General features: G+C 58.1%; 17 protein-coding genes. 8 read left to right on the forward strand and 9 right to left on the reverse strand.

The window, feature by feature from the left end; translation table 11 throughout:
• Nucleotides 1-43: 43 nt before the first annotated feature.
• Nucleotides 44-853: an ATP-binding cassette domain-containing protein gene (locus tag ACM3N8_RS11055; RefSeq protein ID WP_416016111.1), complete on the forward strand. Its 810-nt coding sequence runs from the start codon at nucleotides 44-46 to the stop codon at nucleotides 851-853.
• Nucleotides 854-875: 22 nt separating this feature from the next.
• On the opposite strand, the gene aac(6') is transcribed toward ACM3N8_RS11055, so the two are convergent.
• Nucleotides 876-1,337: an aminoglycoside 6'-N-acetyltransferase gene (aac(6'), locus tag ACM3N8_RS11060; protein WP_241280961.1), complete on the reverse strand. Its 462-nt coding sequence runs from the start codon at nucleotides 1,335-1,337 to the stop codon at nucleotides 876-878.
• A gap of 10 nt (nucleotides 1,338-1,347) precedes the next feature.
• Nucleotides 1,348-2,412, reverse strand: coding sequence for a 3-deoxy-7-phosphoheptulonate synthase (locus ACM3N8_RS11065; RefSeq protein ID WP_241280960.1), 1,065 nt, complete (start codon nucleotides 2,410-2,412; stop codon nucleotides 1,348-1,350).
• Between the two features lie 153 nt (nucleotides 2,413-2,565).
• Here ACM3N8_RS11065 and ACM3N8_RS11070 point away from each other — a divergent pair, with 153 nt between their 5' ends.
• Nucleotides 2,566-2,946 (forward strand): diacylglycerol kinase, encoded by a 381-nt coding sequence (locus tag ACM3N8_RS11070; RefSeq protein ID WP_043139224.1) that lies wholly within the window; start codon nucleotides 2,566-2,568, stop codon nucleotides 2,944-2,946.
• Nucleotides 2,947-3,128: 182 nt separating this feature from the next.
• Here ACM3N8_RS11070 and serA read toward each other — a convergent pair whose 3' ends face one another.
• The 5 genes from serA to ACM3N8_RS11095 all read right to left on the reverse strand — a co-directional run bounded on the left by serA (nucleotide 3,129) and on the right by ACM3N8_RS11095 (nucleotide 9,220).
• Nucleotides 3,129-4,361 (reverse strand): phosphoglycerate dehydrogenase, encoded by a 1,233-nt coding sequence (gene serA, locus ACM3N8_RS11075; RefSeq protein WP_043139225.1) that lies wholly within the window; start codon nucleotides 4,359-4,361, stop codon nucleotides 3,129-3,131.
• Between the two features lie 488 nt (nucleotides 4,362-4,849).
• Nucleotides 4,850-5,503 carry a ribose-5-phosphate isomerase RpiA gene (gene rpiA, locus ACM3N8_RS11080; RefSeq protein WP_043139230.1) on the reverse strand — a complete coding sequence of 218 codons (654 nt, stop codon included), beginning with the start codon at nucleotides 5,501-5,503 and terminating at the stop codon, nucleotides 4,850-4,852.
• 240 nt (nucleotides 5,504-5,743) lie between these two features.
• A complete protein-coding gene (locus ACM3N8_RS11085; protein WP_241326706.1) occupies nucleotides 5,744-6,343 on the reverse strand; it encodes a 5-formyltetrahydrofolate cyclo-ligase in 600 nt (199 codons plus the stop codon).
• A 156-nt stretch (nucleotides 6,344-6,499) separates the two neighbouring features.
• The gene (locus tag ACM3N8_RS11090) at nucleotides 6,500-7,834 is read right to left on the reverse strand and encodes a Na+/H+ antiporter NhaC family protein (protein ID WP_274453953.1); all 1,335 of its coding nucleotides are present in this window, start codon (nucleotides 7,832-7,834) and stop codon (nucleotides 6,500-6,502) included.
• Between the two features lie 417 nt (nucleotides 7,835-8,251).
• A complete protein-coding gene (locus ACM3N8_RS11095; RefSeq protein ID WP_416016112.1) occupies nucleotides 8,252-9,220 on the reverse strand; it encodes an alpha/beta hydrolase in 969 nt (322 codons plus the stop codon).
• A 249-nt stretch (nucleotides 9,221-9,469) separates the two neighbouring features.
• Between ACM3N8_RS11095 and dapB the strand changes: the two genes are divergently transcribed.
• The 5 genes from dapB (at nucleotide 9,470) to ACM3N8_RS11120 (ending at nucleotide 18,962) form a co-directional block, all read left to right on the forward strand.
• On the forward strand, nucleotides 9,470-10,282 hold the full coding sequence (dapB, locus tag ACM3N8_RS11100) for a 4-hydroxy-tetrahydrodipicolinate reductase (protein ID WP_416016113.1): 813 nt from the start codon (nucleotides 9,470-9,472) through the stop codon (nucleotides 10,280-10,282).
• 676 nt (nucleotides 10,283-10,958) lie between these two features.
• Entirely contained in the window at nucleotides 10,959-12,095 is a 1,137-nt protein-coding gene (gene carA, locus ACM3N8_RS11105; RefSeq protein ID WP_416016114.1) for a glutamine-hydrolyzing carbamoyl-phosphate synthase small subunit, read from the forward strand.
• 16 nt (nucleotides 12,096-12,111) lie between these two features.
• Nucleotides 12,112-15,336 (forward strand): carbamoyl-phosphate synthase large subunit, encoded by a 3,225-nt coding sequence (gene carB / locus ACM3N8_RS11110; protein WP_042866219.1) that lies wholly within the window; start codon nucleotides 12,112-12,114, stop codon nucleotides 15,334-15,336.
• A 552-nt stretch (nucleotides 15,337-15,888) separates the two neighbouring features.
• Nucleotides 15,889-17,547, forward strand: a complete 1,659-nt coding sequence (leuA, locus tag ACM3N8_RS11115) for a 2-isopropylmalate synthase (protein ID WP_416016115.1) — start codon at nucleotides 15,889-15,891, stop codon at nucleotides 17,545-17,547.
• A 230-nt stretch (nucleotides 17,548-17,777) separates the two neighbouring features.
• Nucleotides 17,778-18,962 carry a DUF1615 domain-containing protein gene (locus ACM3N8_RS11120; RefSeq protein WP_290064802.1) on the forward strand — a complete coding sequence of 395 codons (1,185 nt, stop codon included), beginning with the start codon at nucleotides 17,778-17,780 and terminating at the stop codon, nucleotides 18,960-18,962.
• A gap of 47 nt (nucleotides 18,963-19,009) precedes the next feature.
• Here ACM3N8_RS11120 and ACM3N8_RS11125 read toward each other — a convergent pair whose 3' ends face one another.
• Nucleotides 19,010-21,649, reverse strand: coding sequence for an SIR2 family protein (locus ACM3N8_RS11125; protein ID WP_416016116.1), 2,640 nt, complete (start codon nucleotides 21,647-21,649; stop codon nucleotides 19,010-19,012).
• Nucleotides 21,650-22,015: 366 nt separating this feature from the next.
• Nucleotides 22,016-22,969 carry a hypothetical protein gene (locus ACM3N8_RS11130; protein WP_103472854.1) on the reverse strand — a complete coding sequence of 318 codons (954 nt, stop codon included), beginning with the start codon at nucleotides 22,967-22,969 and terminating at the stop codon, nucleotides 22,016-22,018.
• Between the two features lie 338 nt (nucleotides 22,970-23,307).
• On the opposite strand from ACM3N8_RS11130, the gene ACM3N8_RS11135 reads away from it, so the two are divergent.
• A complete protein-coding gene (locus ACM3N8_RS11135) occupies nucleotides 23,308-24,891 on the forward strand; it encodes a CHASE4 domain-containing protein (RefSeq protein ID WP_290065328.1) in 1,584 nt (527 codons plus the stop codon).
• The last annotated feature ends 135 nt before the right edge of the window (nucleotides 24,892-25,026 follow it).

Genomic DNA, 25,026 nt, shown 5'->3' on the forward strand with positions numbered 1-25,026 from the left:
CGACGTGCACAAGCTGTCTACCCGCTGCTGAGGCAAGGTGCTTATGCTGCCCGCTGATCCCTCTGCGCTTGAACCGGCTCCCCTGATCGAGGCGCAGGCCCTCGCCATCCCCGAGCGATTGGCCCCGCTCGATCTGTGCTGGCAGGGGGGCCAGCTGGTGGCCCTGCTCGGTCCCAACGGCAGCGGCAAATCCACCCTGCTCGGCGCCCTGGCCGGCATTCTGCCCGCAACGGGCAGGGTGCGGCTCTGCGGGGAGGCGGTCAGCGAGCTGAGCTGGCCCGAGCTGGCCCGGCGCCGCGCCATGCTGCCCCAGCGCCAGCCCCAGCTGTTTCATATTCCGGTGTTTCAGGTGCTGGCCATAGGGCTGGACGACGGGGTGGAGGCCGGCACGCAGCGCGATGTGAAGCAGGCCCAGAGCGAGGCCATCGACGCCCTGTGTGATGCACTGGAGCTGAGCTCGCTGCTGGCGCGCGATTTCAGCAGGCTCTCCGGCGGGGAGCAGCAGCGGGTGCTGATCGCCCGCACCCTGCTGCAGCTGTGGCCCAGTCTCAATCCGGCAGGCCGGGTACTGCTGCTGGACGAACCGCTGGCGGGGCTGGATCTGCACCATCAGCTGGCGTTGTTGCGGCTGCTGAAGACGCTGGCCCAACAGGGACTGCTGGTGGTGCTCGCCATCCACGACATCAACCTGGCCATCGACTGGGCGGATCGGATCCTCTGCCTGCAACAGGGGCGGGTGGTGAGCGAGGGGGGAACAGGGCTTATCGACGAAGCCTTGCTGGAGCAGGTGTTCCAGATAAAGACGGATCGCGTCGAGGCGGCCGGCCGGGTCTGGTTTATGCCCAGCTTGTGATTAACAGGAAAGGCCCCTGGCGTCAGCCAAGGGCCTTTTTGAAGAAAACCACCCGCTCGGTTTCGCTGAAACCCAGCTGCTGGTGCATCTGTTGTGAGGCGAGGTTCTCGATGGCGGTATCGGAGGCGAGCTCATGACAGCCATGCTCGATACCCCAGCGCTCCACATGGGAGATCAGGGTCCGGGCCACGCCCAGGCGGCGTTGCTGTGGCTGCACATAAATCCCCTCGAGATAGACCACGGGGCTGCTCTCGCAGCCGTTCACGTAATCCAGGCGCAGGGCAGCGTCGGCAAACCCCACCGCTTGTCCATGCTCATCGAGGGCAAGGAAGGCACTCTGGCGTGCATTGGCCAGCATGTCGATACCATCCTGCAGGTGAGCAGAGGCGTCATGATGGGGCCACAGCTGCTGGCGCAGGGCTGCCCATTGCGCCAGTTGTGCCTGGCTCAGCGGCACTATCTGAAAGACGGCGGTGTGAGCCATTGTCACCGATTCAGACCGCGCAGCGTTGCAGACGCGCCTGAGCGGCTTCTGCCAGCATGGCCAGCAGGGTCTCGGTGTCGCTCCACGACAGGCAGGCATCCGTGATGCTCTGGCCGAAGGTGGCGGCGCAGCCGTTCTCCACGTCCTGACGTCCTTCCACCAGGAAGCTCTCGGCCATGATGCCGGCGATGCCGGTGCGGCCGCGGCGCAGCTGATCGCAGATGTCTTGGGCCACCAGCAGCTGGCGACGGTGATCCTTCATGCTGTTGCCGTGGCTGAAATCCACCACCAGCCGCTCGGGCAGACCCACGTCAGCCAGGGCCTCGCATGCCTCGTCGACACTGGCGGTGTCGTAGTTGGGCCTGTGGCCGCCACGCAGGATCACGTGGCCGTAGGGGTTGCCGGCGGTGCGGTAGATGGTCATCTTGCCGTCCTTGTCCGGGGAGTAGAAGATGTGGCTGTGACGGGCGGCACGCACCGCATCGATGGCGATGCGGGTGTTGCCGTCGGTGCCGTTCTTGAAGCCGACCGGGCAGGAGAGGGCGGAGGCCATCTCGCGGTGCACCTGGGATTCGGTGGTGCGTGCCCCTATGGCACCCCAGGTGATGAGATCGCTGATGTACTGGCCGGTCACCATGTCGAGGAACTCGGTGGCGGTGGGCATGCCGATCTCGTTGATGTCGACCAAGAGCTTGCGGGCCAGTTTCAGCCCTTCGTTGACGTCGAAGCTGCCATCGAGGCGCGGATCATTGATGAGCCCCTTCCAGCCGACTATGGTGCGCGGTTTCTCGAAGTAGGTGCGCATGACGATGCAGAGGCTCTCTTTGTACTGCTCGCGCAGGACGTTGAGGCGGCGGGCGTACTCGTGAGCGGCGGCCGGATCATGGATGGAGCAGGGACCGACGATGACCAGCAGGCGCTGATCCTCACCGGCCAGAATGGCTTCCACTTCGCGGCGGGCATCCAGCAGATTCTGGGCAATGGTGTCGTTGATAGGGAAGGCGTGCGCGAGCTCGCTCGGAGTGATCAGGGACTCCAGGCGACGGGTGCGCAATTCATCGGTGTGAATGGACATACGACTCAATTCTCGAGTGGGTGGCGTGGGCTGTTGCTCGACGGCGTGCCGAAAATGCAAGGGGATAAAATAAAGCAAAAACCCCCTGATTGAAACCTTGAGGGGCTCTGATAGGATGTGAGCCCTAAAACGATTCCAAATGAGGTAGATAGCGTGGCAAAGCCAGGGGCAACCGGGGTCACCCGCATCATCAACGCAACCGGTTACAGCATGAAGGGGCTCAAGTCAGCCTGGATCAACGAGGCGGCCTTTAGGCAGGAGCTGGTGCTGATCCTGCTGTTGATGCCGCTGGCCTTCTGGCTCGGGGATTCCCTCAATCAGATCCTGCTGCTCATCGTCATCAGCTGGCTGGTGGTGATCGTCGAGGTGCTCAACTCCGCCATCGAGGCCGTGGTAGACAGGGTGGGCTCGGAGCATCACGAGCTGTCGGGCCGCGCCAAGGATCTCGGCTCTGCCGCCGTCTTTATCGCGCTGGCCCTCAACGCCCTGGTGTGGGGCGCTCTGGTGGGACGCAATCTGCTGGGCTGGTGGTAAGTCAGTAGCCTTTTGTTCTGCGAGAGGGCTGGGTGAGGGAGGTATTTTCTCGCCCCTGATCCCCAGCCCTTCTCTGCAAGGGGGAAAGGGAGCAAGGGAGCTGACACAGTTCAGGCTCTGCGACATAAAAAAGCCCGTCAGATGACGGGCTTTTTGCTGGCCGAGCGCCGGGGCTCAGGGCATCAGTGCAGGATCCGGGCACGTATGGTGCCGTTGATCTCCTTGAGCTTGGCGAGGGCCTTCTCGCTGTGCTCCGTCTCCACGTCGATCACCACGTAACCGATATGGCTGCTGGTCTGCAGGTATTGACCGGCGATGTTGATCCCCTCTTCGGCGAAGATCTGGTTGATCTGGTTCATCACGCCCGGCTGGTTGCGGTGAATGTGCAGCAGGCGGCTGGAACCCTTGTGGCCCGGCAGTGATACTTCCGGGAAGTTGACGGCGGAGAGGGTGGAGCCGTTGTCGGAATACTTGACCAGCTTGTTGGCCACCTCCAACCCTATGTTCTCCTGGGCTTCCTGGGTGGAGCCACCTATGTGCGGGGTCAGGAGCACGTTGTCCAGGCCGCGCAGCGGGGTCAGGAACTCCTCGTCGTTGGATTTGGGCTCGCTCGGGAAGACGTCGATGGCGGCGCCCGAGAGGTGGCCGCTCTTGATGACGTCGGCCAGCGCATCTATGTCCACCACTGTACCGCGGGAGGCGTTGATGAAGATGGCGCCCGGCTTCATCATGCGCAGCTGCTCGGCACCGATCAGATCCTTGGTGGAGGCGGTTTCGGGGACGTGCAGGCTGATGATGTCAGACATGTTGAGCAGCTCGACCATGCTCGGCACCTGGATGGCGTTGCCGAGCGACAGCTTGTTCTCGATGTCGTAGTAGTAGACCTTGAGGCCTATGCTCTCGGCTATGATGCCGAGCTGGGTGCCGATGTGGCCGTAGCCTATGATGCCAAGCTTCTTGCCACGGGCTTCGACCGAGCGGTTGGCCAGTTTTTCCCACACGCCGCGATGGCACTTGGCGTTCTTCTCCGGGATGCCGCGCAGCAGCAGCAGTATCTCGCCCAGCACCAGCTCGGCCACCGAACGGGTGTTGGAGAAGGGGGCGTTGAATACAGGGATACCACGCAGGTGGGCGGCATCGAGGTCGACCTGGTTGGTGCCGATGCAGAAGCAGCCGATGGCGACCAGCTTGCCGGCGGCATCCAGCACCTTCTCGGTGAGCTGGGTACGGGAGCGCAGGCCCACGAAATGCACGTCACGAATGCGTTCGATCAGATCCTCTTCCGACAGGGAGGTCTTGAGGTACTCCACGCTGGTGTAACCGGCGGCACGAAAGGTTTCCACCGTGTTGGGATGGACTCCCTCCAGCAGCAGCACCTTGATCTTATCCTTGTCCAGCGAAAACTTGGCAGTCATGACGATCCCTCTATGTATGCAAAGAATGAGTGCAGATATGGTGTGTGAAGAAAACCGTAAAGTAACAAAAACGGTTGGGAGAGGGAATATTTGTGACGAAAGTCAAATTCTTTGAAGTTTTCAACGATAGTTGTAAACCACAGTTTGCAACTCATTGAGGGATAAATGAAAACGGCGCCATCAGGCGCCGTCTTTCATTCAGGGGGCAATCTTGGGGCATCAGCCTGCGGTGGCTGCCGAACTGAGTTGCCCCCATCCAGCTGTGTTACTGGGTAACCACGCCGTCCGGTGTGCCAATCAGCACAACATCGGCACCGCGGTGGGCGGGATTGGGACCGTGGGTGACCACATCCAGCCCATCGGGGGTTAGTTGACGATCACGCCGCTCGGGGTGCCAATAACGACTACGTCAGCACCGCGGTGGGCGAACAGGCCGTTGGTGACCACGCCGACCATGATGCCGTTGAGCTGCTTCTTGGCAGACAACCTTATTGGGTGATGACACCATCCGGCGTGCCGATCAGCACAACATCGGCACCGCGGTGGGCGAACAAGCCGTTGGTGACCACGCCGACGATGGCGTTGAGCTGCACTTCCAGCCCTTTGGCATCCTCGATGGCCATGCCCTTGACGTCCAGTATGATGTTGCCGTTGTCGGTGACCACACCCTCACGCCAGACTGGATTGCCGCCCAGCTTCTTGATCTCGCGGGCCACGTATTCGCGGGCCATGGGGATCACTTCCACCGGCAGCGGGAACTGGCCCAGCACGTCCACGGTTTTGGTGTTGTCTATGATGCAGATGAACTTGTCGGCCACGGCGGCGACAATCTTCTCGCGGGTCAGGGCGGCGCCACCGCCTTTGATCATGTCGCGGCTGGCGTTGATCTCGTCGGCACCATCCACGTAGACGGAGAGAGCATCGATGTCGTTGAGGTCAAACACCTGGATGCCAAGGCCCTTGAGGCGCTCGGTGGAGGCCACTGAGCTGGATACGGCCCCCTTGATCTCGTCCTTCATGGTCGCCAGCGCATCGATGAAGTGGTTGACGGTAGAGCCTGTGCCTACCCCGACTATGGTGCCGGGAACCACGTACTTGAGCGCAGCCCAACCGGCCGCCTTCTTCATTTCATCTTGAGTCATGATGGATCCTTTGGGAAAAAGCGGGCGCATTATATCCAAGCATCCCCCTCAGGGCGACCACAGCGCTCACGTTCCGGCCCAAAAATCCCCAAGATGTAAATCGTTTGCCTGTTTATTGAGCCCTGTCGCCCGGACGAGGCAGGGGTGTGTGCAAAAGTGGCGGTATCGCACGCAAAACGGAGCAGGCCAAGCCCAAGACAGAGAGGAGCAGGCAGTCAGTGCGGGCCGACTGCCTGATGGTCATGGAAACTGCCAGCAGCGGCTGGGGGTGATGATCTGCGGCAGCGGCACGTCCCACTCCTCCTGCGGCACCGCCTCCACCTGCTGGCAGTCGTGGGCGAGCCCCAGCGGTTTGGGGCCCAGCCTGTGTTCATGCCAGCAGGCGAGGGTGCGATCGTAATAGCCGCCGCCCATGCCGAGCCGGTTGCCCTCGGCATCGAACGCCACCAGCGGGGTGCAGATAAGGTCGAGCGTGCTGTGAGGCACCACCTGGGACATGTCCAGCTCAGGCTCGGCGATGCCGTAGCGATTGCGGGTCATGGGGCTGGTGGCGGTATAGCGCAAGAAGAGCAGATGACCCGGGGTGAAGGGGTGCAGCACCGGCAGGTAGACCTCCTTTTGCTGGGCCCAGAGCCAGTGGATGGCGGGCAGGGGATTGAGTTCGCCGTCGTTGGCCAGATAGAGGGCGATGCGTCTGGCCGCCAGTATCTCCGGATGTTGCTTGAACTGGGCAACCAGCTGCTGGGCGGCTTCCTGCTGCTCGGCCTGGCTCAGGCTCTTTCTGCGCTGGCGGATGAGTTGGCGCAGGGATTGTCTTTCAGGCTGGGTATCATCCGGCATGGGGGCTCCTCTGGTGTGCACCCGTGTGGTGCAGATGGGTTGCCGCAACGGGCTGGGGTTACCTTAACAAGGCTGGCGGGGGATGAACAGCGCCACCAGCCCTGCTTGAATGGGCCGCCGGACAGGACTCAATGCCACGTCCGGCAGCGGATTGGGTTACTTGTCAGCAGTCTTGCCCATCTGATGCTTGACGAACACGGCCACCAGCGCCGCCAGCGCCAGGGCCATGGGATAGAAGCTCATGCTCACCACCGCCAGCGGGGAGAGGGCGAAGATGGAGCCCAGCAGCAGCGCCTGGGCGCCCCAGGGGATGAGGCCCTGCACCACGCAGGAGAAGATATCCAGCATGGAGGCGGCGCGGCGCGGGGTGACGCCGTGATGCTCCGCCAGCTCCCGTGCTACCTTGCTGGCGACGATAATGGCCACCGTATTGTTGGCGGTGCAGAGGTTGGTCAGCCCCACCACGCCGGCGATGCCGAGCTCGGCCGCCTTCTCGTTCTGTTCGCCATCGTGCTGGCGGGTGAAACGGGCGATCAGGGCACTGATCCGCTCGCTGATCCAGGCCAGTCCGCCCTGGCGTTCCATCAGGGCGCCGAGACCGCCGATCAGCATGGAGAGCAGGAAGATCTCCTGCATGCCGGTAAAGCCCTGATAGATGTCCTTGCTGAACTGGCCCAGCGGATAATCGCTGACCATGCCCACGGCGCCGGCGGCCAGTATGCCAATGCCCAGCACCATGAAGACGTTCATGCCGGACAGAGCCAGCACCAGGATCAGCAGGTAGGGCATCACCTTGAACAGATCCGCATGGGCTGTCGTGGCGGGGGCCTCCCCTACGGATCCCAGGGTCAGATAGAGCAGGATCACCCCGATGGCGGCGGGGGCGGCAATCTTGAAGTTCTCGCGAAACTTGTCCTTCATCTCGCAGCCTTGGCTGCGGGTCGCGGCGATGGTGGTGTCGGAGATGATGGAGAGGTTGTCGCCGAACATGGCGCCGGAGAGAATGGTGCCGGCCATCAGTACCGGATCGATGCCGGCGGCCTGGGCCACGCCAAGGGCCACGGGGGCCACGGCACCGATCGTGCCCATGGAGGTGCCCATGGCGGTGGCAATAAAGGCAGAGATGAGGAACAGCCCCGGCAACAGGAACCAGCCCGGGATCAGCGACAGACCCATGGCGACGGTGGCATCCACCCCGCCGGTGGCCTTGGCCACGGTGGCAAAGGCGCCCGCCAGCAGGTAGATGAGGCACATCGCCATTATGTTGCTGTCACCGACCCCCTTGAAGAAGGTCTCCAGGTTCTTGTTGAACCCATCTTTCCCCAGCATCAGCGCCAGCATGACGGCGGGCAGGGCGGCCACGGGGGCGGGCAGCTGGTAGAAGGCGAACTCGACCCCCTGCAGGGTGAGCCAGGTGCCGGTACCGATAAAGAGAGCGAGAAAGACCAGAAGAGGCAGCAGGGCTCTGGCACTGGGTTGGGTCTGGATCATGTGTTCCTCTGTGGTTGAACATGACCTCCCTGTCGCAGCCAGCCCTGATATGGGGGTGAACCTGGCGGGCATCCTGCCGCTATGGGGCGCCTACAGTAGTGAGTCGGGGCCACTCGGTCAAGATAGACGTCCAGATGGATAGGTGTTTTTATCTTTCAATTCTGTATCTGTAAAAATATCAAAAGTATATTCGGAAAAATTAATAAACTCTGTTAATTGTTCCGTGTCGTGCCCTGGGTTTTCTGTGTGTTTTTCACAGACATGGAGTGTGGCTGACGGAGAATTTGGTGGTACTGGATATCCGGGCGCTTTGCGTGTGGGATTAAGGCATCAACGCCGCCATACCGAGCATGACGAAAGCCGTACTGGCATCCGCAGGTCACAAGGCGGTGTTGATATTCGGTCAGGGTGGCGCTGTTACTGCGTCATTTTCTCTACAGCCTGAACGGCTGCAGCCAGGGCGCGTTTATCGAGGGTCAGGGGAATGTGGCCTATATCTGGCACCAGGGTGAGGGGCCATTGAATGCCCAGCGCTCTTAACTCGGGTTCCAGTTGGTCGGTTTTAAATGCCTCGTCATCGGTGCCCGCAATCACGGCGCAGGGGCGTTTTACATTGCGCAAATTCTGCTGGTAGTCGCGCTCTGGCTGGAAGTTCGAGGCGAGGTTGAATGAGTAGGAGGGGGTCAGAAGAGTTTTCGCTTCTTCATTGAGCGCAAAGTTAAGCACAGTCAGATGGTTCAGTGCAGAGACATGCAGCCCGTTGAGGATGCTCAATGCGATCAGGCGAGGAAGGCCGACGCGCACCCAACCCCCGCTGTTGGGCCGGTAGTTGGCGGCCGTGGGGCCAAGATAGGGGGAGAGGAGTAGATAATTATCGAACAGGGTTTGTCGCGAACTGCCGGCAACGCGCAGCACGAAGCCACCCCCTGACGAGAAGCCGATGAGAGTGGCTGGTTTGCTGGGGGCCACCGCCTTAATGAAATCTTCCAGGTCGTCTTCGAGCTGACCGATGTAGGCAATGGTGCCTTTGCTGCCAGATTCGCCATGGCCGCGAATATCGAGGGCGTAGGCATCGAATCCCGCTTGTGAGAAGGCATTTGCCATCTTGTGCATGCTCTGGCTGCTGGCAGAAGAGCCGTGAACCAGCACCACGCTGCCCCTGACCTTATCGCCCGTTGCACCATATTGCCGGTAGGCCAACTGCTTGCCGTCACGCGCCGGGTACCTTGAGAGGGGCGGCATGCCGCTCCAGTCATTCCCTTTGAAAGGGTTATTGATGCTGGCCATCGCTGGTGCAGGGCTCGGCCCGCCAAACCGCAGCGCAGCCACAAGCGCGATAAGGCCGAGCAACATCAGGCCCAGTACGCACAGCAATCCCGCATCCATATGTTTATCTCCTGGTGAAAAAAAAGGTGTCGACTGGGTCTTTTTGGTTGGCGGAAATCTATCATATGGCGCTGTATCTAGCAAACTCCAAACCGTCAGTCTGCGAGGAGAAGTGGCAAGCCTGTGGATCAGCCATTTTGAGCGGTTCATTGTCGAGCCTGAACCGAAGAGGGTGTCTCACGGCTTTTCAAAGGGGGCGCGGGCTGGTAAAACGGTCTCTTTCCATAATAAACAGATGAGAGGGTGGAGATGGACAATCCGATCCGTGTGGCCGTGATGGGCTGTAATGGTCGTATGGGCAAGGTGCTGCTGGAAGCCATCACCAACGCCGAGGGCGTGGTGGTCGGGGCGGCGCTGGAGCGGCCCGGCTCTGCCGTGATAGGCCTGGATGCCGGTGAGCTTAACGGGTTGGGCAAGCTTGGGGTGAGCATCAGCGACAGCCTGGACAAGGTGCGCGATGAGTTTGATCTCATCATCGACTTCACCCGTCCCGAGGTGACCCTGGCCAACCTGGCCTTTGCCCTGGCCCACCAGAAACAGATGGTGATCGGCACCACAGGTTTTGATGACGCAGGCAAGGCGGCGCTGAAAGAGGCGGGCAAGCAGATCGGCATCGTCTTCGCCTCCAACTACTCGGTCGGCGTCAACCTGGTGTTCAAGCTGCTGGAGCAGGCCGCCAAGGTGATGGGGGATTACACCGACATCGAGATCATCGAAGGACATCACAGGCACAAGGTGGATGCACCGTCCGGCACAGCGCTTTCCATGGGGGAAGTGGTGGCCAAAACCCTGGGCCGCGATCTCAAGGAGTGCGCCGTCTATGGCCGTGAAGGGATCACCGGCGAGCGGGATCGCAACACCATCGGCTTTGCCACCATTCGCGCCGGCGATATGGTGGGGGAACACACCGTCATGTTTGCCGACATTGGCGAGCGGGTGGAGATCAGTCACAAGGCCTCCAGCCGCCTCACCTTCGCCAATGGCGCTGTGCGCGCGGGCAAGTGGCTTGGCCAGCAGGGTGCCGGTCTTTACGACATGCAGGATGTACTCAGTCTGAAATAAGCTGCCTGACGTCCTGGGTGTCATCGCTCCCCCTGCGAGGGGCACCCACTGCCTTGCCAAACCCCGGTTCGCCGGGGTTTTTCGTATTTTTTTGTATAAATGGTGATTACGCCGCGTTTTTTCACCCAAACCATCCAAACTACCTCTTTCTAGAACGGTGGCCTGGCCCCCTTCTGTCAAATGTCATCAAAGCGTAACGAGATTGGGCCTCTATACCCCCTGCGGTCGCATTTTTTCACATGTCACAAAAAAGACTAAAAATTCAAAACAAGAAAAACGTTTTCTATTTTTGCAAGTCACTTATCTGTCATTAAATGACTCTTTTCATGTCTGGTTAGTTTTTTTTATAAATCACACTTACTTGTTTTTAAAGGGTTAAATGTTGGTTTTTGTGCTTTGAGTGGCACAAGGTGCCACTTTTGTCACGGGTTCTGGCTTTTCTTTTGCTGGAGGGGGTTGCAAAGCGATTGAGTGCATAGATAATGGGTAATGTTGCTTGTTTATTGAATTTAGATGCATTTAAAACGAGAAAAGACGTTGAAATGCGATCGTTTTTAAGTAGAATGCGCCCAATTTGCCAGAAATCTGCCGGGTTTGAGCCCTGTTTCAAACAGCGTCCGGACCCGCAACACCCAGGTAAATTGCTGAATTTAAAGCTAAATAACTGGAGGTTGTCTTGAATCACACTGCATTGCTAGTGCTGGAAGATGGAACTGTGTTCAAAGGCGTGTCGATAGGCGCCGAGGGATGTTCCGTTGGTGAAGTGGTTTTCAATACGTCGATGACGGGCTATCAGGAAATCCTCACCGATCCCTCTTATTCCCGTCAGATAGTCACCCTCACTTACCCCCATATAGGCAACACCGGCACCAACAGCGAAGATGAAGAGTCCAGTCAAATCCACGCTCAGGGATTGATCATTCGGGACCTTCCGATACTTGCCTCCAATTTCCGCAATCAGCAATCCCTCTCCGATTACCTCAAGTCTCACAACATAGTTGGCATCGCCGACATCGACACCCGCAAACTGACCCGCATCCTGCGCGAGAAAGGCGCCCAGGCCGGCTGCATCCTGGCGGGCAAGCAGGTCGATGAGGCATATGCCCTCGAACAGGCCCGCGCCTTCCCCGGTCTCAAGGGGATGGATCTGGCCAAGGAAGTGACTGTGTCAGAAGCCTACGCCTGGACCGAAGGCAGCTGGCAGCTCGGCAAGGGGCATGTCACCCCGGCGGCCGATGAACTCAAATACCACGTGGTGGCCTACGACTTTGGCGTCAAGCGCAACATTTTGCGCATGCTGGTGGACCGTGGCTGCCGCCTGACAGTGGTGCCGGCCAAGACTCCGGCCGCCGAGGTGCTGGCGATGAATCCCGATGGCATCTTCCTCTCCAACGGCCCGGGTGACCCCGAGCCCTGCGACTACGCCATCGAGGCCATCAAGGTCTTCCTCAATACCAACACCCCTGTGTTCGGTATCTGCCTGGGTCACCAGCTGCTGGGACTGGCCTCGGGTGCCAAGACGATGAAGATGAAGTTCGGCCACCACGGTGCCAACCACCCGGTGAAGAGTCTCGATGACAATACCGTCATGATCACCGCCCAGAACCACGGTTTCGCGGTCGATGAGCACAACCTGCCGGCTTGCCTGCGTGCCACCCACGTCTCCCTGTTTGACGGTTCCCTGCAAGGCATCCACCGCACCGACCGTCCGGCCTTCAGCTTCCAGGGTCACCCCGAGGCGAGCCCGGGCCCGCACGACTGTGCCGGTCTGTTCGACCACTTTATTGAATTGATCAAGCAGTATCGCGCTTAAGAGGAAAAGAGAAGCCATGCCAAAACGTAACGACCTACAGAGCATCCTGATCCTCGGCGCCGGCCCCATCGTCATCGGTCAGGCCTGCGAATTTGACTACTCCGGCGCCCAGGCCTGCAAGGCCCTGCGCGAGGAGGGCTACCGCGTCATCTTGGTGAACTCCAACCCGGCCACCATAATGACAGACCCCGAGATGGCGGATGCCACCTACATAGAGCCCATCACCTGGGAAGTGGTGCGCGAGATCATCAAGAAGGAGCGCCCGGATGCGGTGCTGCCCACCATGGGCGGCCAGACTGCGCTGAACTGCGCGCTGGATCTGGAAAAACACGGCGTGCTGGCCGAGTTCGGGGTCGAGATGATAGGCGCCACCGCCGACGCCATCGACAAGGCCGAAGATCGCCGCCGCTTCGACATCGCCATGAAGAGCATCGGCCTGGAGTGCCCGCGCGCCGGCATCGCCCACAACATGGAAGAGGCGTGGGGCGTGCAGCAGATGGTCGGTTTCCCCTGCATCATACGTCCCTCCTTTACCATGGGCGGCTCGGGCGGTGGCATCGCCTACAACACCGAAGAGTTCGTCGAGATCTGCGAGCGCGGTCTGGACTTGTCGCCGACCAAGGAGCTGCTCATCGATGAGTCGCTGATCGGCTGGAAAGAGTACGAGATGGAAGTGGTGCGGGATCGCAACGACAACTGCATCATCGTCTGCACCATCGAAAACTTCGACCCCATGGGCATACACACGGGTGACTCCATCACGGTCGCGCCAGCCCAGACGCTGACCGACAAGGAGTTCCAGATCATGCGCAACGCCTCCATGGCGATACTGCGCGAGATCGGGGTCGAAACCGGCGGCTCCAACGTCCAGTTCGGCATCAACCCGAAAGATGGCCGCATGGTCATTATCGAAATGAACCCGCGGGTGTCCCGCTCCTCCGCGCTGGCCTCCAAGGCGACCGGTTTCCCCATCGCCAAGATCGCCGCCAAGCTCGCCATCGGTTACACCCTGGACGAGCTGATGAACGACATCACAGGCGGTCGTACCCCGGCCTCCTTCGAGCCGGCCATCGACTACGTGGTCACCAAGGTGCCGCGCTTCAACTTCGAAAAATTTGCCGGTGCCAATGACCGTCTCACCACCCAGATGAAGTCGGTCGGTGAAGTGATGGCCATAGGCCGCAACTTCCAGGAGTCCCTGCACAAGGCGCTGCGCAGCCTCGAGACCGGCAAGACCGGCTTCGACCCCATGGTCGACCTCAATGCCCCTGACTCCCTGACCCGCATCCGTCACGAGCTGCAAGACGCTGGCTGCGACCGGATCTGGTACATAGCCGATGCGTTCCGCGCCGGTCTCTCCATGGACGGCATCTTCAAGCTGACCAAGATTGACCCCTGGTTCCTGGTGCAGATAGAAGATCTCATCAAGCTGGAAGAGCAGGTGAAAGAGCGCGGCATGGCCGGTCTCGATGCCGACTTCCTGCGCGCCTTGAAGCGCAAAGGCTTCGCCGACGCGCGCCTGGCCAAGATCCTCGGCGTGGCCGAGGGCGAGGTGCGCAAACTGCGTGCCCGCCACAACATATTTCCAATCTACAAGCGGGTCGATACCTGCGCGGCCGAGTTCGCCACCAACACCGCCTACATGTATTCGAGCTATGACGAAGAGTGCGAGGCCAACCCGACCAATCGTGACAAGATCATGATCATCGGCGGTGGCCCGAACCGTATCGGTCAGGGCATCGAGTTTGACTACTGCTGCGTCCATGCGGCACTGGCCCTGCGCGAAGACGGTTACGAGACCATCATGGTCAACTGCAACCCGGAGACCGTCTCCACCGATTACGACACTTCCGACCGCCTCTACTTCGAGCCGGTGACCCTGGAAGACGTGCTGGAAATCGTGCGCATCGAGAAGCCCAAGGGCGTCATCGTCCAGTACGGCGGCCAGACCCCGCTCAAGCTTGCACGGGCATTGGAAGCGAACGGCGTGCCGATCATCGGTACCAGCCCGGATGCCATCGACCGCGCCGAAGACCGCGAGCGCTTCCAGTCCGCCGTCGAGCGCCTGGGGCTCAAGCAGCCGGAAAACGGCACAGTCACCGCGTTGGAGCAGGCAGTGCTGACCGCCGAGCGGATCACCTACCCGCTGGTGGTGCGCCCCTCCTACGTGCTGGGTGGCCGCGCCATGGAGATCGTCTATGACGAGACCGACCTGCGTCGTTACTTCGCCGAGGCGGTGAGCGTCTCCAACGAATCGCCGGTACTGCTGGACCGCTTCCTCGATGACGCTACCGAGCTGGACGTGGATGCCATCTGCGACGGCACCGATGTGGTCATCGGCGGCATCATGGAGCATATAGAGCAGGCCGGTATCCACTCCGGTGACTCCGGCTGCTCCCTGCCACCTTATACCTTGTCCAAGAAAATTCAGGACGAGATCCGCGAGCAGGTGCGGAAATTGGCACTGGAACTCGGTGTGGTCGGCCTGATGAACGTGCAGTTTGCGGTCAAGGGCGATGACATCTACCTCATCGAAGTGAACCCGCGTGCCGCCCGTACCGTGCCCTTCGTCTCCAAGGCGACCGGTGCGCCGCTTGCCAAGATTGCCGCCCGCGTCATGGCTGGCCAGAGCCTGAAAGATCAGGGCTTTACCACCGAAATCATCCCGCCTTACTACTCGGTGAAAGAGGTGGTGCTGCCCTTCGCCAAGTTCCCGGGCGTGGATCCGCTGCTGGGGCCAGAGATGCGCTCTACCGGTGAAGTAATGGGGGTAGGCAGCAGCTTTGCCGAGGCCTATGCCAAGGCCCAGCTGGGTGCCAGCCATGCGGTGCCGAAAGAGGGTCGCGCGCTCTTGTCGGTGCGTCACAGCGACAAGGCGCTGGTGGTCGATTTGGCTGCCAAGCTGCTGGAGCTGGGCTACGAGCTGGATGCCACTCACGGCACCGCAGTGGCGCTGGGTGAAGCGAGCATCAATCCGCGTCTGGTCAACAAGGTGCACGAGGGTCGCCCGCACATTCTCGACCGCATCAAGAACGGCGAGTACACCTACATAGTCAACACCGCCGAAGGGCGAGTGGCTATTCAGGACTCCAAGCAGTTGCGCCGCGCCGCCTTGCAGCACAAGGTGGCTTATACCACCACCATGAATGAGGCGTTTGCCACCTGCATGGCCATCAGCATGGATGCCACCGCCAACGTGAACTCGGTGCAGGAGCTGCATCAGAAGGTGAAAAACCGCTAAGCATTGCGTAACAAGGGCAGGGGAGTCTTTCTCTCCTTCTTTGCACAACACTTGCGAACCCTGAAAAACCCCGCCAGCGATGGCGGGGTTTTTGTTTTTTGGCGGATCCGGCCAGCCTCTGTCATGGGAGTGAGGTGCGCAGGGGAGAGGGAATAGGGTCAATGTAGAGCGATATCATCCCTTTTGGTGGTGTAAATTTGACAATGATTGCGCCTTGGTGGCTTTTATTCGCAATCTTTGCAATCACTCACCCGAGCCGCCTCTATATACTGGTTTCTCATCACATAAGGTCGTCTGCGCCCGCAACAGCGGGGTGCGAGGATCAGGGCCAGTTGCTTATCCGGCAGCGAAGGCCGTCCCCTTTTACCCAGAGGGGCCACAGGAAACCGGTTGTGGGGTTACCACCCGCGCAACCGTCAGGGCCAGCGTTACCGCGCCAGCCTGCTTCCCCCTCCTTACCCCGTCTGCTTGCCTGCCCAGTCGCGTCGTTGCTCACCCTCATAGCCCGCAACGGCGCCGCACCTCAAGGACATCAGCCAAGGGAATCTGAATATGAGCTTCGATCATCGCAAATACCGCCCAGCCCCCGTGATTAATCTGGCCGATCGCCAATGGCCCAACCGGGTGCTGGAGCGTGCGCCGCTCTGGTGTGCCGTGGACTTGCGCGATGGCAACCAGGCGCTGGTCGAACCCATGACGGTGGCCCAGAAGCTGCAGATGTGGGCACTGATGGTCCATGTCGGCTTCAAGCATATCGAGGTGGGCTTCCCGGCCGCCTCCCAGCCCGATTTTGACTTCGTGCGTGAGCTGATCGAGCGCAATCTCATTCCCGATGACGTCACCATTCAGGTGCTGGTGCAGGCCCGCGAAGATCTGATCGCCCGCACCTTTGAATCCCTCAAGGGGGCCAAGCGCGCCATCGTTCACGTCTACAACTCGGTCAACCCGACCCAGCGCAACTATGTGTTCAACTCAGGGAAGGAGGGGGTCAAGGCCATCGCCGTGCAGGGGGCGCGCTGGGTGCGGGAGCATGCGGCAAGGAACCCGGGCACAGAGTGGAGTTTCCAATATTCCCCCGAGAGCTTCAGCAGCACAGAGGTGGAGTTCGCGGTAGAGGTGTGCGACGCAGTGATCGACGAGTGGCGCCCCGCCGCTCGCCCCATGATCCTCAACCTGCCAGCAACGGTGGAGGTGAGCACCCCCAACGTGTTTGCGGATCAGGTGGAGTGGTTCTGCCGCCACCTCAAGGCGCGCCCCGAGGTGAGCATCTCCATTCACACCCACAACGACAGAGGCTGTGGTGTGGCTGCCGCCGAGCTGGCTGTGCTGGCGGGCGCCGATCGCATCGAGGGCACCCTGCTCGGCAATGGCGAGCGCACCGGCAACATGGACATAGTCACCATGGCCATGAACCTCTACAGCCAGGGCATAGATCCCGAGCTGGACTTGTCTGACATGGATGCCATAGTCGCGACCGTGGGCGCCTGCACCCAGATAGCCCTGCACCCGCGCCACCCCTATGCAGGCGAGCTGGTCTACACGGCGTTTTCCGGCAGCCATCAGGATGCGATCCGCAAATCCCTGGCGGCCGAGAAGCCCGATACCTATTGGGATGTGGCCTACCTGCCCATCGACCCCGCCGATCTCGGTCGCAGCTACGAGGCGGTGATCCGCATCAACAGCCAGTCCGGCAAGGGTGGCGTCACCTATCTGCTGGAGCGCGACCTTGGCCTGCAACTGCCGCGCTGGCTGCAGATCGACTTCAGCCGTCGGGTGCAGGCCCAGGCCGAGGCGAGCAGCAGCGAGATAAACCCGGCGCAGATCCGCGCCCTGTTTGAGCAACATTATCTTGAGCCGGTGCACGGCTATCGCATCGGCCGCTTCCAGCTTGGTCACGACGGCCAGGAGAGCCTGCACCTCGAGCTGCAGACCCCAGATGGCTCGCTGCAACTGCGGGGCGAGGGGGAGGGGGCCATCACTGCGCTGGTCAACGGCTGGGAGCGCCAGACCGGCATGCACATAGACGTGCTCGACTACTCGGAGCATGCCCTGAGCGCGGGCACCGAGTCTCGCGCCGCTGCCTATGTGCTGCTGAGCGTCGATGGCCAGCGCATGTGCGGGGTCGCCATCGGCCGCGACGTGGTCAACGCCTCCTTGCAGGCGGTGATCAATGGCGCCGCCCAGATCCAGGCCCTGCGCCAAACGGCCTGATCCGCCCCCAGCTCATCGGCCGGGCACTGTCTTTGCCCCTGGCCATGACCCGATACATCTGCAAGGCCCCCGTCCAACCGGCGGGGGCCTTGTCGTGTCAGCGGCTGCCGCTCGCGGGCTGGCCATGCTCATGCCTTCTGATCCCCCGATCAATCCTCTACAATGCCCTGGCTGCCGGGGCCGGGCTTGTCTGGCCAAGCCAGCGGCGCCTCATCCATCGGGAAGCTTTCATGCATCATCTCATTCGTTATCGTCATCATGTCGCGCCTCTGCTGGCCGCCTTGCTGCTGGCTGCCTGTGCCAGCGAACCGGCCAGCCAGGGCGATACCCGCAAACCTGGCAGTGCGGCCATCACGGGGCCGGCCATCACCAAACCCGCCCCCCTGCCCAAGGCCCAGATCCCCAGAGCTCCGGCCAGCATGCAGTCGCGCATAGTGCGGCTGTTGCCGGCCCGTACCGTGGATCGCAACGGCTGGGCCCAGGACATAGTCACGGCCCTCGCCAAACAGGAGCTGGCGGTGACCGACGAGAACGTCTGCTCCGTGCTGGCGGTGGCGGAGCAGGAGTCCACCTTCCAGGCAGACCCCGTGGTGCCGGGCCTTGGCAAGATCGCCTGGCAGGAGATCAACGCCCGTGCCGGCAAGCTGTTGATCCCAGAATTCGTGGTGCGCACTGCGCTCAGCATCAATTCCCCCACCGGCAAGAGCTATGCCGAGCGCATCGACAAGTTGCGCACCGAGCGGGAGATGAGCGAGATCTTCGAGGACATGATAGGGGAGGTGCCCATGGGCAAGACCCTGTTCGGCAACATGAACCCGGTGCGTACCGGTGGCCCCATGCAGGTCAGCATCGCCTTCGCCGAGGCCAACACCGACGGCTATCCCTATCCGATCAAGGAGTCCATTCGCCACGAGGTGTTCAGTCGTCGCGGCGGCATCTGGTTCGGCACCCGCCATCTGCTCAACTACCCGGCCCAGTATCCGGATCACCTCTACCGCTACGCCGACTTCAACGCCGGCTGGTATGCCAGTCGCAACGCCGCATTCCAGGCGGCGGTCAGCCGCGTGAGCGGCAAGCCGCTGGCGCTGGATGGGGATCTCATTCGCTACGACTCCGAGCTGCCGGGCAAGACAGAGCTCGCGGTTCATACCGTCGCCGGCCGCCTCAGCATGAGCAAGCAGGCCATTCACCAGAGCCTGAAACTGGGGGATACCGCCGAATTTGCCCAGAGCGATCTCTACCACAGAGTCTTTACCCTGGCCGACAAGCAGGCCGGCAAGCGGCAACCCCGCGCCGTGCTGCCGGGCATCTCCCTGAAGAGCCCCAAGATAACCCGCAACCTCACCACCGCCTGGTTTGCCAAACGGGTGCAGTGGCGCCAGCAGACCTGCCTGAAACGGCTGGGATCGCTGTGATTGCAATAATAAAGGCGGCCAATAGGCCGCCTTTGCTATGTACGGAGTCACACGAGGGATAGATATTTATCCTCTTTCGAATATATATTTTTTGTTAAAAAATCATCTGGTATAATTGGCCATTTCTGATAGGAATATAATTTGAAATAATTATACTCAATAGCCTCGTCTATCAATCGTTGAGCATCTTTATTATTATTTAGAATACAAAATGCACAAATTCTCACATCGCGACTTTGTGAGCTACTAGTTAGGTTTCTGATATATGTTTTATCTACTTGCTCTGGATTGATGTTTTTCATAGCAAAAAAGTAGTTGATAGAGAATGTTTCAAATCCTTTACCTTTAAGTAAGCCAGGGTGGCTTGTATTTAGTGATATAACATCTTGATATTTTTTATCACATAGGAGTATGTAAGAACGATGCGTAATATAGGAGTCAATAGACATTCCTTCTTTAAGGGCATCTTCTAAAGATTTTAATGCCAATGAATATTCTTTTCTTGCGGTGTAAATTTCAGATAAGCATTCATGATAGTATTCGTCATTCAGACGTTCTTTATTTTCATTGGCTATTTTTTCAAGACTGTCAATTTCATGGTTTTCTAGTATGGCAGAGATAGTTACTGCATCGTCAATGGACTTGAACATATCAGGGCGATTTATTAATGAGTCCAATGTTTTTTTAGCTTGTTCAGAATCGTGATGTTTGCTAGAAATATCAAGTTTTAGCTTTGATAAAGAGATGTTAGTGCTCTCTTGATAGTCGTTTTTACTCATGTGAATATTATAGAAATCATCATAAATATCACGCACTTGTTGCATATTAAAACTGTCATTATTCATGCTGCTTTGTAGACAGTTATCGATTATGTTGTTTATGGTTGTTTTTTTTGAAAAGGATGATTTTTTGTAGGTGTTATATAATTCAGAAATGAAAAGGCGTAATGACTCTGCATTATAATCTATGGTGACAACTCTATTTTTCAACCTGAAGTAGTTAGAGTGCTCAGGGTTTATAGCTCTAGCTTTCTCCAAATGTTTATCTAATTTATCATCGATATCCCTTATGCACTCAACTGATAAATCAATCTTCTCTTTTGTTAATAAATAAATGGAAACCTTAAGGTTCCATGCTTCATTTGACAGACTTGGATCTAAATTTAAACTCTTATCTGAATATGTAAGTAACAGCGTGTAGTCTAACTTCTGATTCTTTGGTGACGTCTGAAATAGCTTGAGGTTAGCTTTTATCAATGAGTTGTAAATATCATAGCTATGTCCATATTGTAATAGAAGATCTGATAAGTATTTTGATTTTTCTAATTCTGACGGTAAAGCTTCTGCTTTTGATAGGTGGTAGCCTATATTATTCGAATCTAGTTCGACCAGCCTATCGGCCCAATATAACTTCTGGGTAGAATTATTTATTAACTCTGAAATGTTAATCATTTTTATAATATAGTGTGATTTATTTTTGCTGTCAGATGTCTTCTGATAAAAATCAAAACACAGATCATATGCTATCTCATACTCTTTACTTGATATCAACGCTTCTATTTGTAATATGTTTTTCAATTCAGTTGGACTTATTTTTAACGCATCTTCACCATCTTTTATTATTGAATTGAAGAAGGAGGAGAAATCATGGGATTCTCTACTTGATTTCAATTTACCTATCTGAGATGAAATTATAGGATTGGATGACAGGTTGAATTTATCATCAATTATATTGTTTATAGTGCTCTGAAGCTTTGAGTGCTTTATATTCACCTCAATACCTAGAGGCTTATTTGAAAGCTTCTCGTGCAGTTCCGCAAAGAGTGAGTCAAAGCCATCAATTATTACTGGGTATATTTTGTCCTTCCAAAGTAAGTCTCTAAGTGCATGTGGAACTTCGTCATCAGGTCTTAAACACCAATAAACGCCATTCTTGAGATAATTTTCTTGCTTGGAAATAAAATCTAGCACATCCATTATTGAGCGGTCTCTACCAGAATATCCAACTACGATAAGCCCATATTCTTTGCAGAACTCAATTAGCTTTTCTTTTGTGTTTTGTTCTAAGGATTCAGTTTCTCGCAGTGTGCTTTTTATGTCGTCAAATAAGTAATCGCCATGAAGCTTAATGACTTTTGGTCTCTTGGATGTTATAGATACGGAATGTATTGATGAGTCGTGCGCACATAGTATCGGTCTTTGGTTAGAGAACTGATAGAAGGCTTCATTGATTAGATCATCGAAGTTTGTTGTGAAAATAGAATTAAAATATGCATCATCAACCAAGGACGTTAAGTAAGCATATCCAATGGAGGGTAGCTTTTTATCAACTTGACTCTCAACGAATCTGCGGCGTTGAGATGGGAGATCATATTTTTTTTCAAATAGGGAGGAGTATGGATTTGCCGGGTTATACCAACTTGCATGTTCTTTTTCAAAATATATCCTGGCTTTATTTGCATCTTGTTCAATAGATGAATTAAATCGCTCGTAAAGTTCAATCAACCAAGTATCAATAAGGTCAACAGCAGATGAAATCCCCGAGGTTACTGATGCACCTGCACCGAGAAGAATGCTGTAATTAGCAGTTTTGTCCTCTCTAGTCCCAATATGCCTTACAATGTCATTAATTGTCCGTAACTTATGTGACAACTCACCTTTATCCCTTAGTAGTTCGGTCGCTTTCATTCTGTTAGCCTCATTGTATTTTAATTTAGGTAATCTATTTTATGGGGTAGTTACAGCGCTTATGTTGATAGGCCATTAAATAAAATAAATTTGAGCCTGAACTTGATCAAGTCTTATCAAATAACCCCTTTGAACCCCGGTGCCACTCCTTGGCTACAGAGGCTGATCTTCGGGGTGAGGTTTTTGGTGGCGTCATACGGGGGATGGGCGCCAAACTGAGCTACTGTAACGGATTGCCTAATGAGAAATTGTGACGGATGCCGCCCACTGCATATCCCGCAATTTTTATTTGCACCTATGGGTTCGGTACAAAAAACAGTGGCTGAAGGGAGGGAGGAGAGGCAGGGCTTGCTCACCGAGGTTGGACTAGAAACTCATCGCCAGCCCGACGCCGTAGCCACTGGTGTTGTGGCTGAACATATAGCGGGCCACCAGCCGGGTGCGGGTCACTATGATGTCGTACTTGCTGCTGTCGAGCTCGATCCCGAGCCCCAGCGAGTTGAGGGAGTTGAAACCGAGCAGGCCCCGTTGCTCGCCGAGGTATTCGGTGCGAGCCCCTTCCATCACGTAGCGCAGCGGCCGACTCAGCAGCGTCAGATCGCCGATGGGGGCACGGCGGCGCAGATAGAGGCCGAGGTTTTCTGCATTGGCCTGGCCGGTCACGCTGGCCGAGGTGCCGCCAAAACTTTGCAGATGCTGGTAGGAGTAGCGCAGCTCGGCGTCTATATCCTGGGTTGGGGAGAAGAGTTCATAGTCGAGCATCAGGGCGCCGCCCAGACCGTAGACATCGAGCCTGCCGCCATCGAGAAAGTCGAGGTTCTTGCCGGTGTACTGGCCCAGCAGCCAGTTGCCGATGCGCAGATCGCTGGCCACTGTGCCCAGGGTGACGTTGCCGAGGGGACGCAGCACCCAGTTGCCGCCGTGTTTGTCCCGGTGCAGTCCTATGTCCCAGCCAATCCCGCCGGTGGCCGTCAGACTGTTCCATTTGGTGGGAATGGTGCGGGTCTCGCTGCCGTTGCTCACCACGAACTGGGGATCGTAGCGGCTAAAGCCCAGGGTCCCCTCCAGATAGATGGGCACGCTCTCGCTCATGGTGGCGCCGCCGCCGACCTGGGTCATGTTGAGCGCCGCCGCCTGGTTGGTGCCGCTGCCGATATTGATGTTGCTGGCGGTGATGTCGGGCACGACTGTGAAGGTCATCAGCGACACCACAGCATTGGCGCGCTGCTGCACCAGCGAGTCCTCGTCGGCCATGGCGTTGGTGCCGAGCAGCAGGCTGATCAGCAGGGGCAGGCTGGTGTGAGAGGTGTATGAGGGCATGCCGGGTTCCCGTGAAGCCTCGTTGGCTGAGGCACGATTACACTGTAGCGATTTTTTCTCGGCTTGGCAGCCCGGATAATGAGCCGGATGGCACTCTTCTGGCGTACGCGATCCCCAGATCAGGGGCCGGCTTGCTGGCGATGCAACGGGCGAGGGCGGGCGGCGTTCTCTGCGCCTCTCCTGGTTGTGCCGCCCGTGTGCTCGTGGGGCGCGAGTGGATGCCACCGTTTGCCGATGCGGGCCACGGACGGCCGGGTCAGGTTTTTCGCACTGCGTCCGGGCGGATAATAAAAATCCATTAAACTCAATGGGTCACTTGTTCGGGAGTGTGAGTGGAGATGAAGATCAGCCGCAAGATTACGCTGACCATAGTGCTGACGCTGCTGCTGTTGCAGGGGGTTGGCTATGTCGGCCTGCATTATGTGGTGAGCGACAAGTTCGGCGAGCTGGAGCGCATGAGCGTGGAGCGCAACCGCGAGCGGGTCAGGGCCGTGGTGCAGGCCGAGCTGGGCCAGCTGACCATGCTGGGGCAGGATTGGTCCGAATGGGACGAGACCTATGCCTTCATGGCCCGCCGGGATCAGGCCTATCTGGATGCCAACTTCAACGTGCGCACCTTCGAGACCCTGGGGATCGATCTGCTGGCACTCTACGACAGGGAGAAGCAGCCGCAGGTGGCCTTTGCCTACCAGGCCGGCAAGCTGGTCTCGCAGACGCCGGCCCAGCTGGGGGCCTTGACCGATTACCTGATGCGCTACGGCACCCTCAAGCCCAACGCCGGCATCTGGTTCGACGGCGAGCGCTATTACCTGATGACCGCCACCCAGATCCTGAGCAGTGAGGGGGAGGGGCCGAGTCGCGGCACCCTGTTGCTGTTCAAGGCTTTTACCCCGAAATTCATCCGCCAGCTGCAAAAACGCACCGCCCTGTCGCTCACCTTCCTGAGCCCGGATCAGCTTGCCGCCAGCCTGGGGGCGCCGACCCTGACCCGACTCATGGCCAGCGACAGCCTGATCCTGCCGCAAGAGGATCGCCTGCTCACCTTGGCCCAGATCGATACCTTGCAGGAGACGTCACCCCTCATCTTTCGCTTCACCCTGCCACGGGATCTGATGCTGGAGGGCAAGGCCATCGAGCAGCGCATCTTCTGGTTGCTGAGCCTGGGTACCCTGCTGTTTGCCGCTCTGGTGTTGCTGATCCTCAACGGCTACATAGCCGCCCGCCTGCAGCGGTTGAGTGCCAACCTGCGCCTCATCGCTGACGATGGCGCCGTGCGTCGGCTGCTGGTGGAGGGCAAGGACGAGATCTCCCAGGTCGCCATCGACTGCAATCGCATGCTCGATCATCTGGACAGCCTGCGTCAGCAGCAGGCCGACAGCGGGACCCGGCAACAGTTGCAGCACGGGGCCCTGATCCACCTGGCCAAGAGCGATCTGCTGACCGGCGAGGATCCGGGGCAGGCCGCCCGTCATATCAACGAGGCGGTGTGCGCCGGCACCGGGGCCGCCCGCGCCAGCGTCTGGTTCTGCGCCGAGGACAAGCAATCCATGTTCTGCCAGGATCTCTTCTTCCTGCCCAAGCGCCATCATCAGCAGGGTTTTCACCTGCCATATGCCTTGATCCAGGGCCGCTACGAGGTCTCCAAGCCCGAGCATGCCCCCTGCCTCATCATCCGCGAGCGCTATGATCTGTCACGGTTTGGCGCCATGCTGGCCCAGCTCGGGCTCGATGCCCTCTCGGGCGCCATACTGATGGCACCCCTCAAGCAGGGGGATGAGCTGCTCGGTTTCATCATCGCCGAACGAGCCAGTCTGAAGGAGGAGTGGCACCCGGACGAGACGGCCTTTGTGCTCTCGGTGTGCGATCTCTCCGCCCAGACCCTGCTCACCCTCACCAAATTGCAGCAACTCAAGCGCAGCTGAGGGCCGCCTCGCCAGGTGCCCTCCCTTGCGTTCAAGGCACACATGCTCAAGGCACACACGGCTCAAGGCGCAACTTTCGTCGCGCCAGAGCGATTATCTCCACTATCCGTGACCTGCATTAATTTCTTGTTCACT

The organism is Aeromonas sp. A04 (assembly GCF_047780465.1).
Classification (GTDB): Bacteria; Pseudomonadota; Gammaproteobacteria; order Enterobacterales; family Aeromonadaceae; genus Aeromonas; species Aeromonas bestiarum.

Excerpts from the sequence above, each read along its gene's own strand:
- carB (WP_042866219.1), top strand. The coding sequence starts at position 12,112 with ATGCCAAAACGTAACGACCTACAGAGCATCCTGATCCTCGGCGCCGGC.
- rpiA (WP_043139230.1), bottom strand. The coding sequence starts at position 5,503 with ATGACTCAAGATGAAATGAAGAAGGCGGCCGGTTGGGCTGCGCTCAAG.
- ACM3N8_RS11065 (WP_241280960.1), bottom strand. The coding sequence starts at position 2,412 with ATGTCCATTCACACCGATGAATTGCGCACCCGTCGCCTGGAGTCCCTG.
- ACM3N8_RS11085 (WP_241326706.1), bottom strand. The coding sequence starts at position 6,343 with ATGCCGGATGATACCCAGCCTGAAAGACAATCCCTGCGCCAACTCATC.
- dapB (WP_416016113.1), top strand. The coding sequence starts at position 9,470 with ATGGACAATCCGATCCGTGTGGCCGTGATGGGCTGTAATGGTCGTATG.
- ACM3N8_RS11095 (WP_416016112.1), bottom strand. The coding sequence starts at position 9,220 with ATGGATGCGGGATTGCTGTGCGTACTGGGCCTGATGTTGCTCGGCCTT.
- leuA (WP_416016115.1), top strand. The coding sequence starts at position 15,889 with ATGAGCTTCGATCATCGCAAATACCGCCCAGCCCCCGTGATTAATCTG.
- ACM3N8_RS11090 (WP_274453953.1), bottom strand. The coding sequence starts at position 7,834 with ATGATCCAGACCCAACCCAGTGCCAGAGCCCTGCTGCCTCTTCTGGTC.
- ACM3N8_RS11135 (WP_290065328.1), top strand. The coding sequence starts at position 23,308 with ATGAAGATCAGCCGCAAGATTACGCTGACCATAGTGCTGACGCTGCTG.
- ACM3N8_RS11130 (WP_103472854.1), bottom strand. The coding sequence starts at position 22,969 with ATGCCCTCATACACCTCTCACACCAGCCTGCCCCTGCTGATCAGCCTG.
- ACM3N8_RS11125 (WP_416016116.1), bottom strand. The coding sequence starts at position 21,649 with ATGAAAGCGACCGAACTACTAAGGGATAAAGGTGAGTTGTCACATAAG.
- ACM3N8_RS11120 (WP_290064802.1), top strand. The coding sequence starts at position 17,778 with ATGCATCATCTCATTCGTTATCGTCATCATGTCGCGCCTCTGCTGGCC.
- serA (WP_043139225.1), bottom strand. The coding sequence starts at position 4,361 with ATGACTGCCAAGTTTTCGCTGGACAAGGATAAGATCAAGGTGCTGCTG.
- ACM3N8_RS11055 (WP_416016111.1), top strand. The coding sequence starts at position 44 with ATGCTGCCCGCTGATCCCTCTGCGCTTGAACCGGCTCCCCTGATCGAG.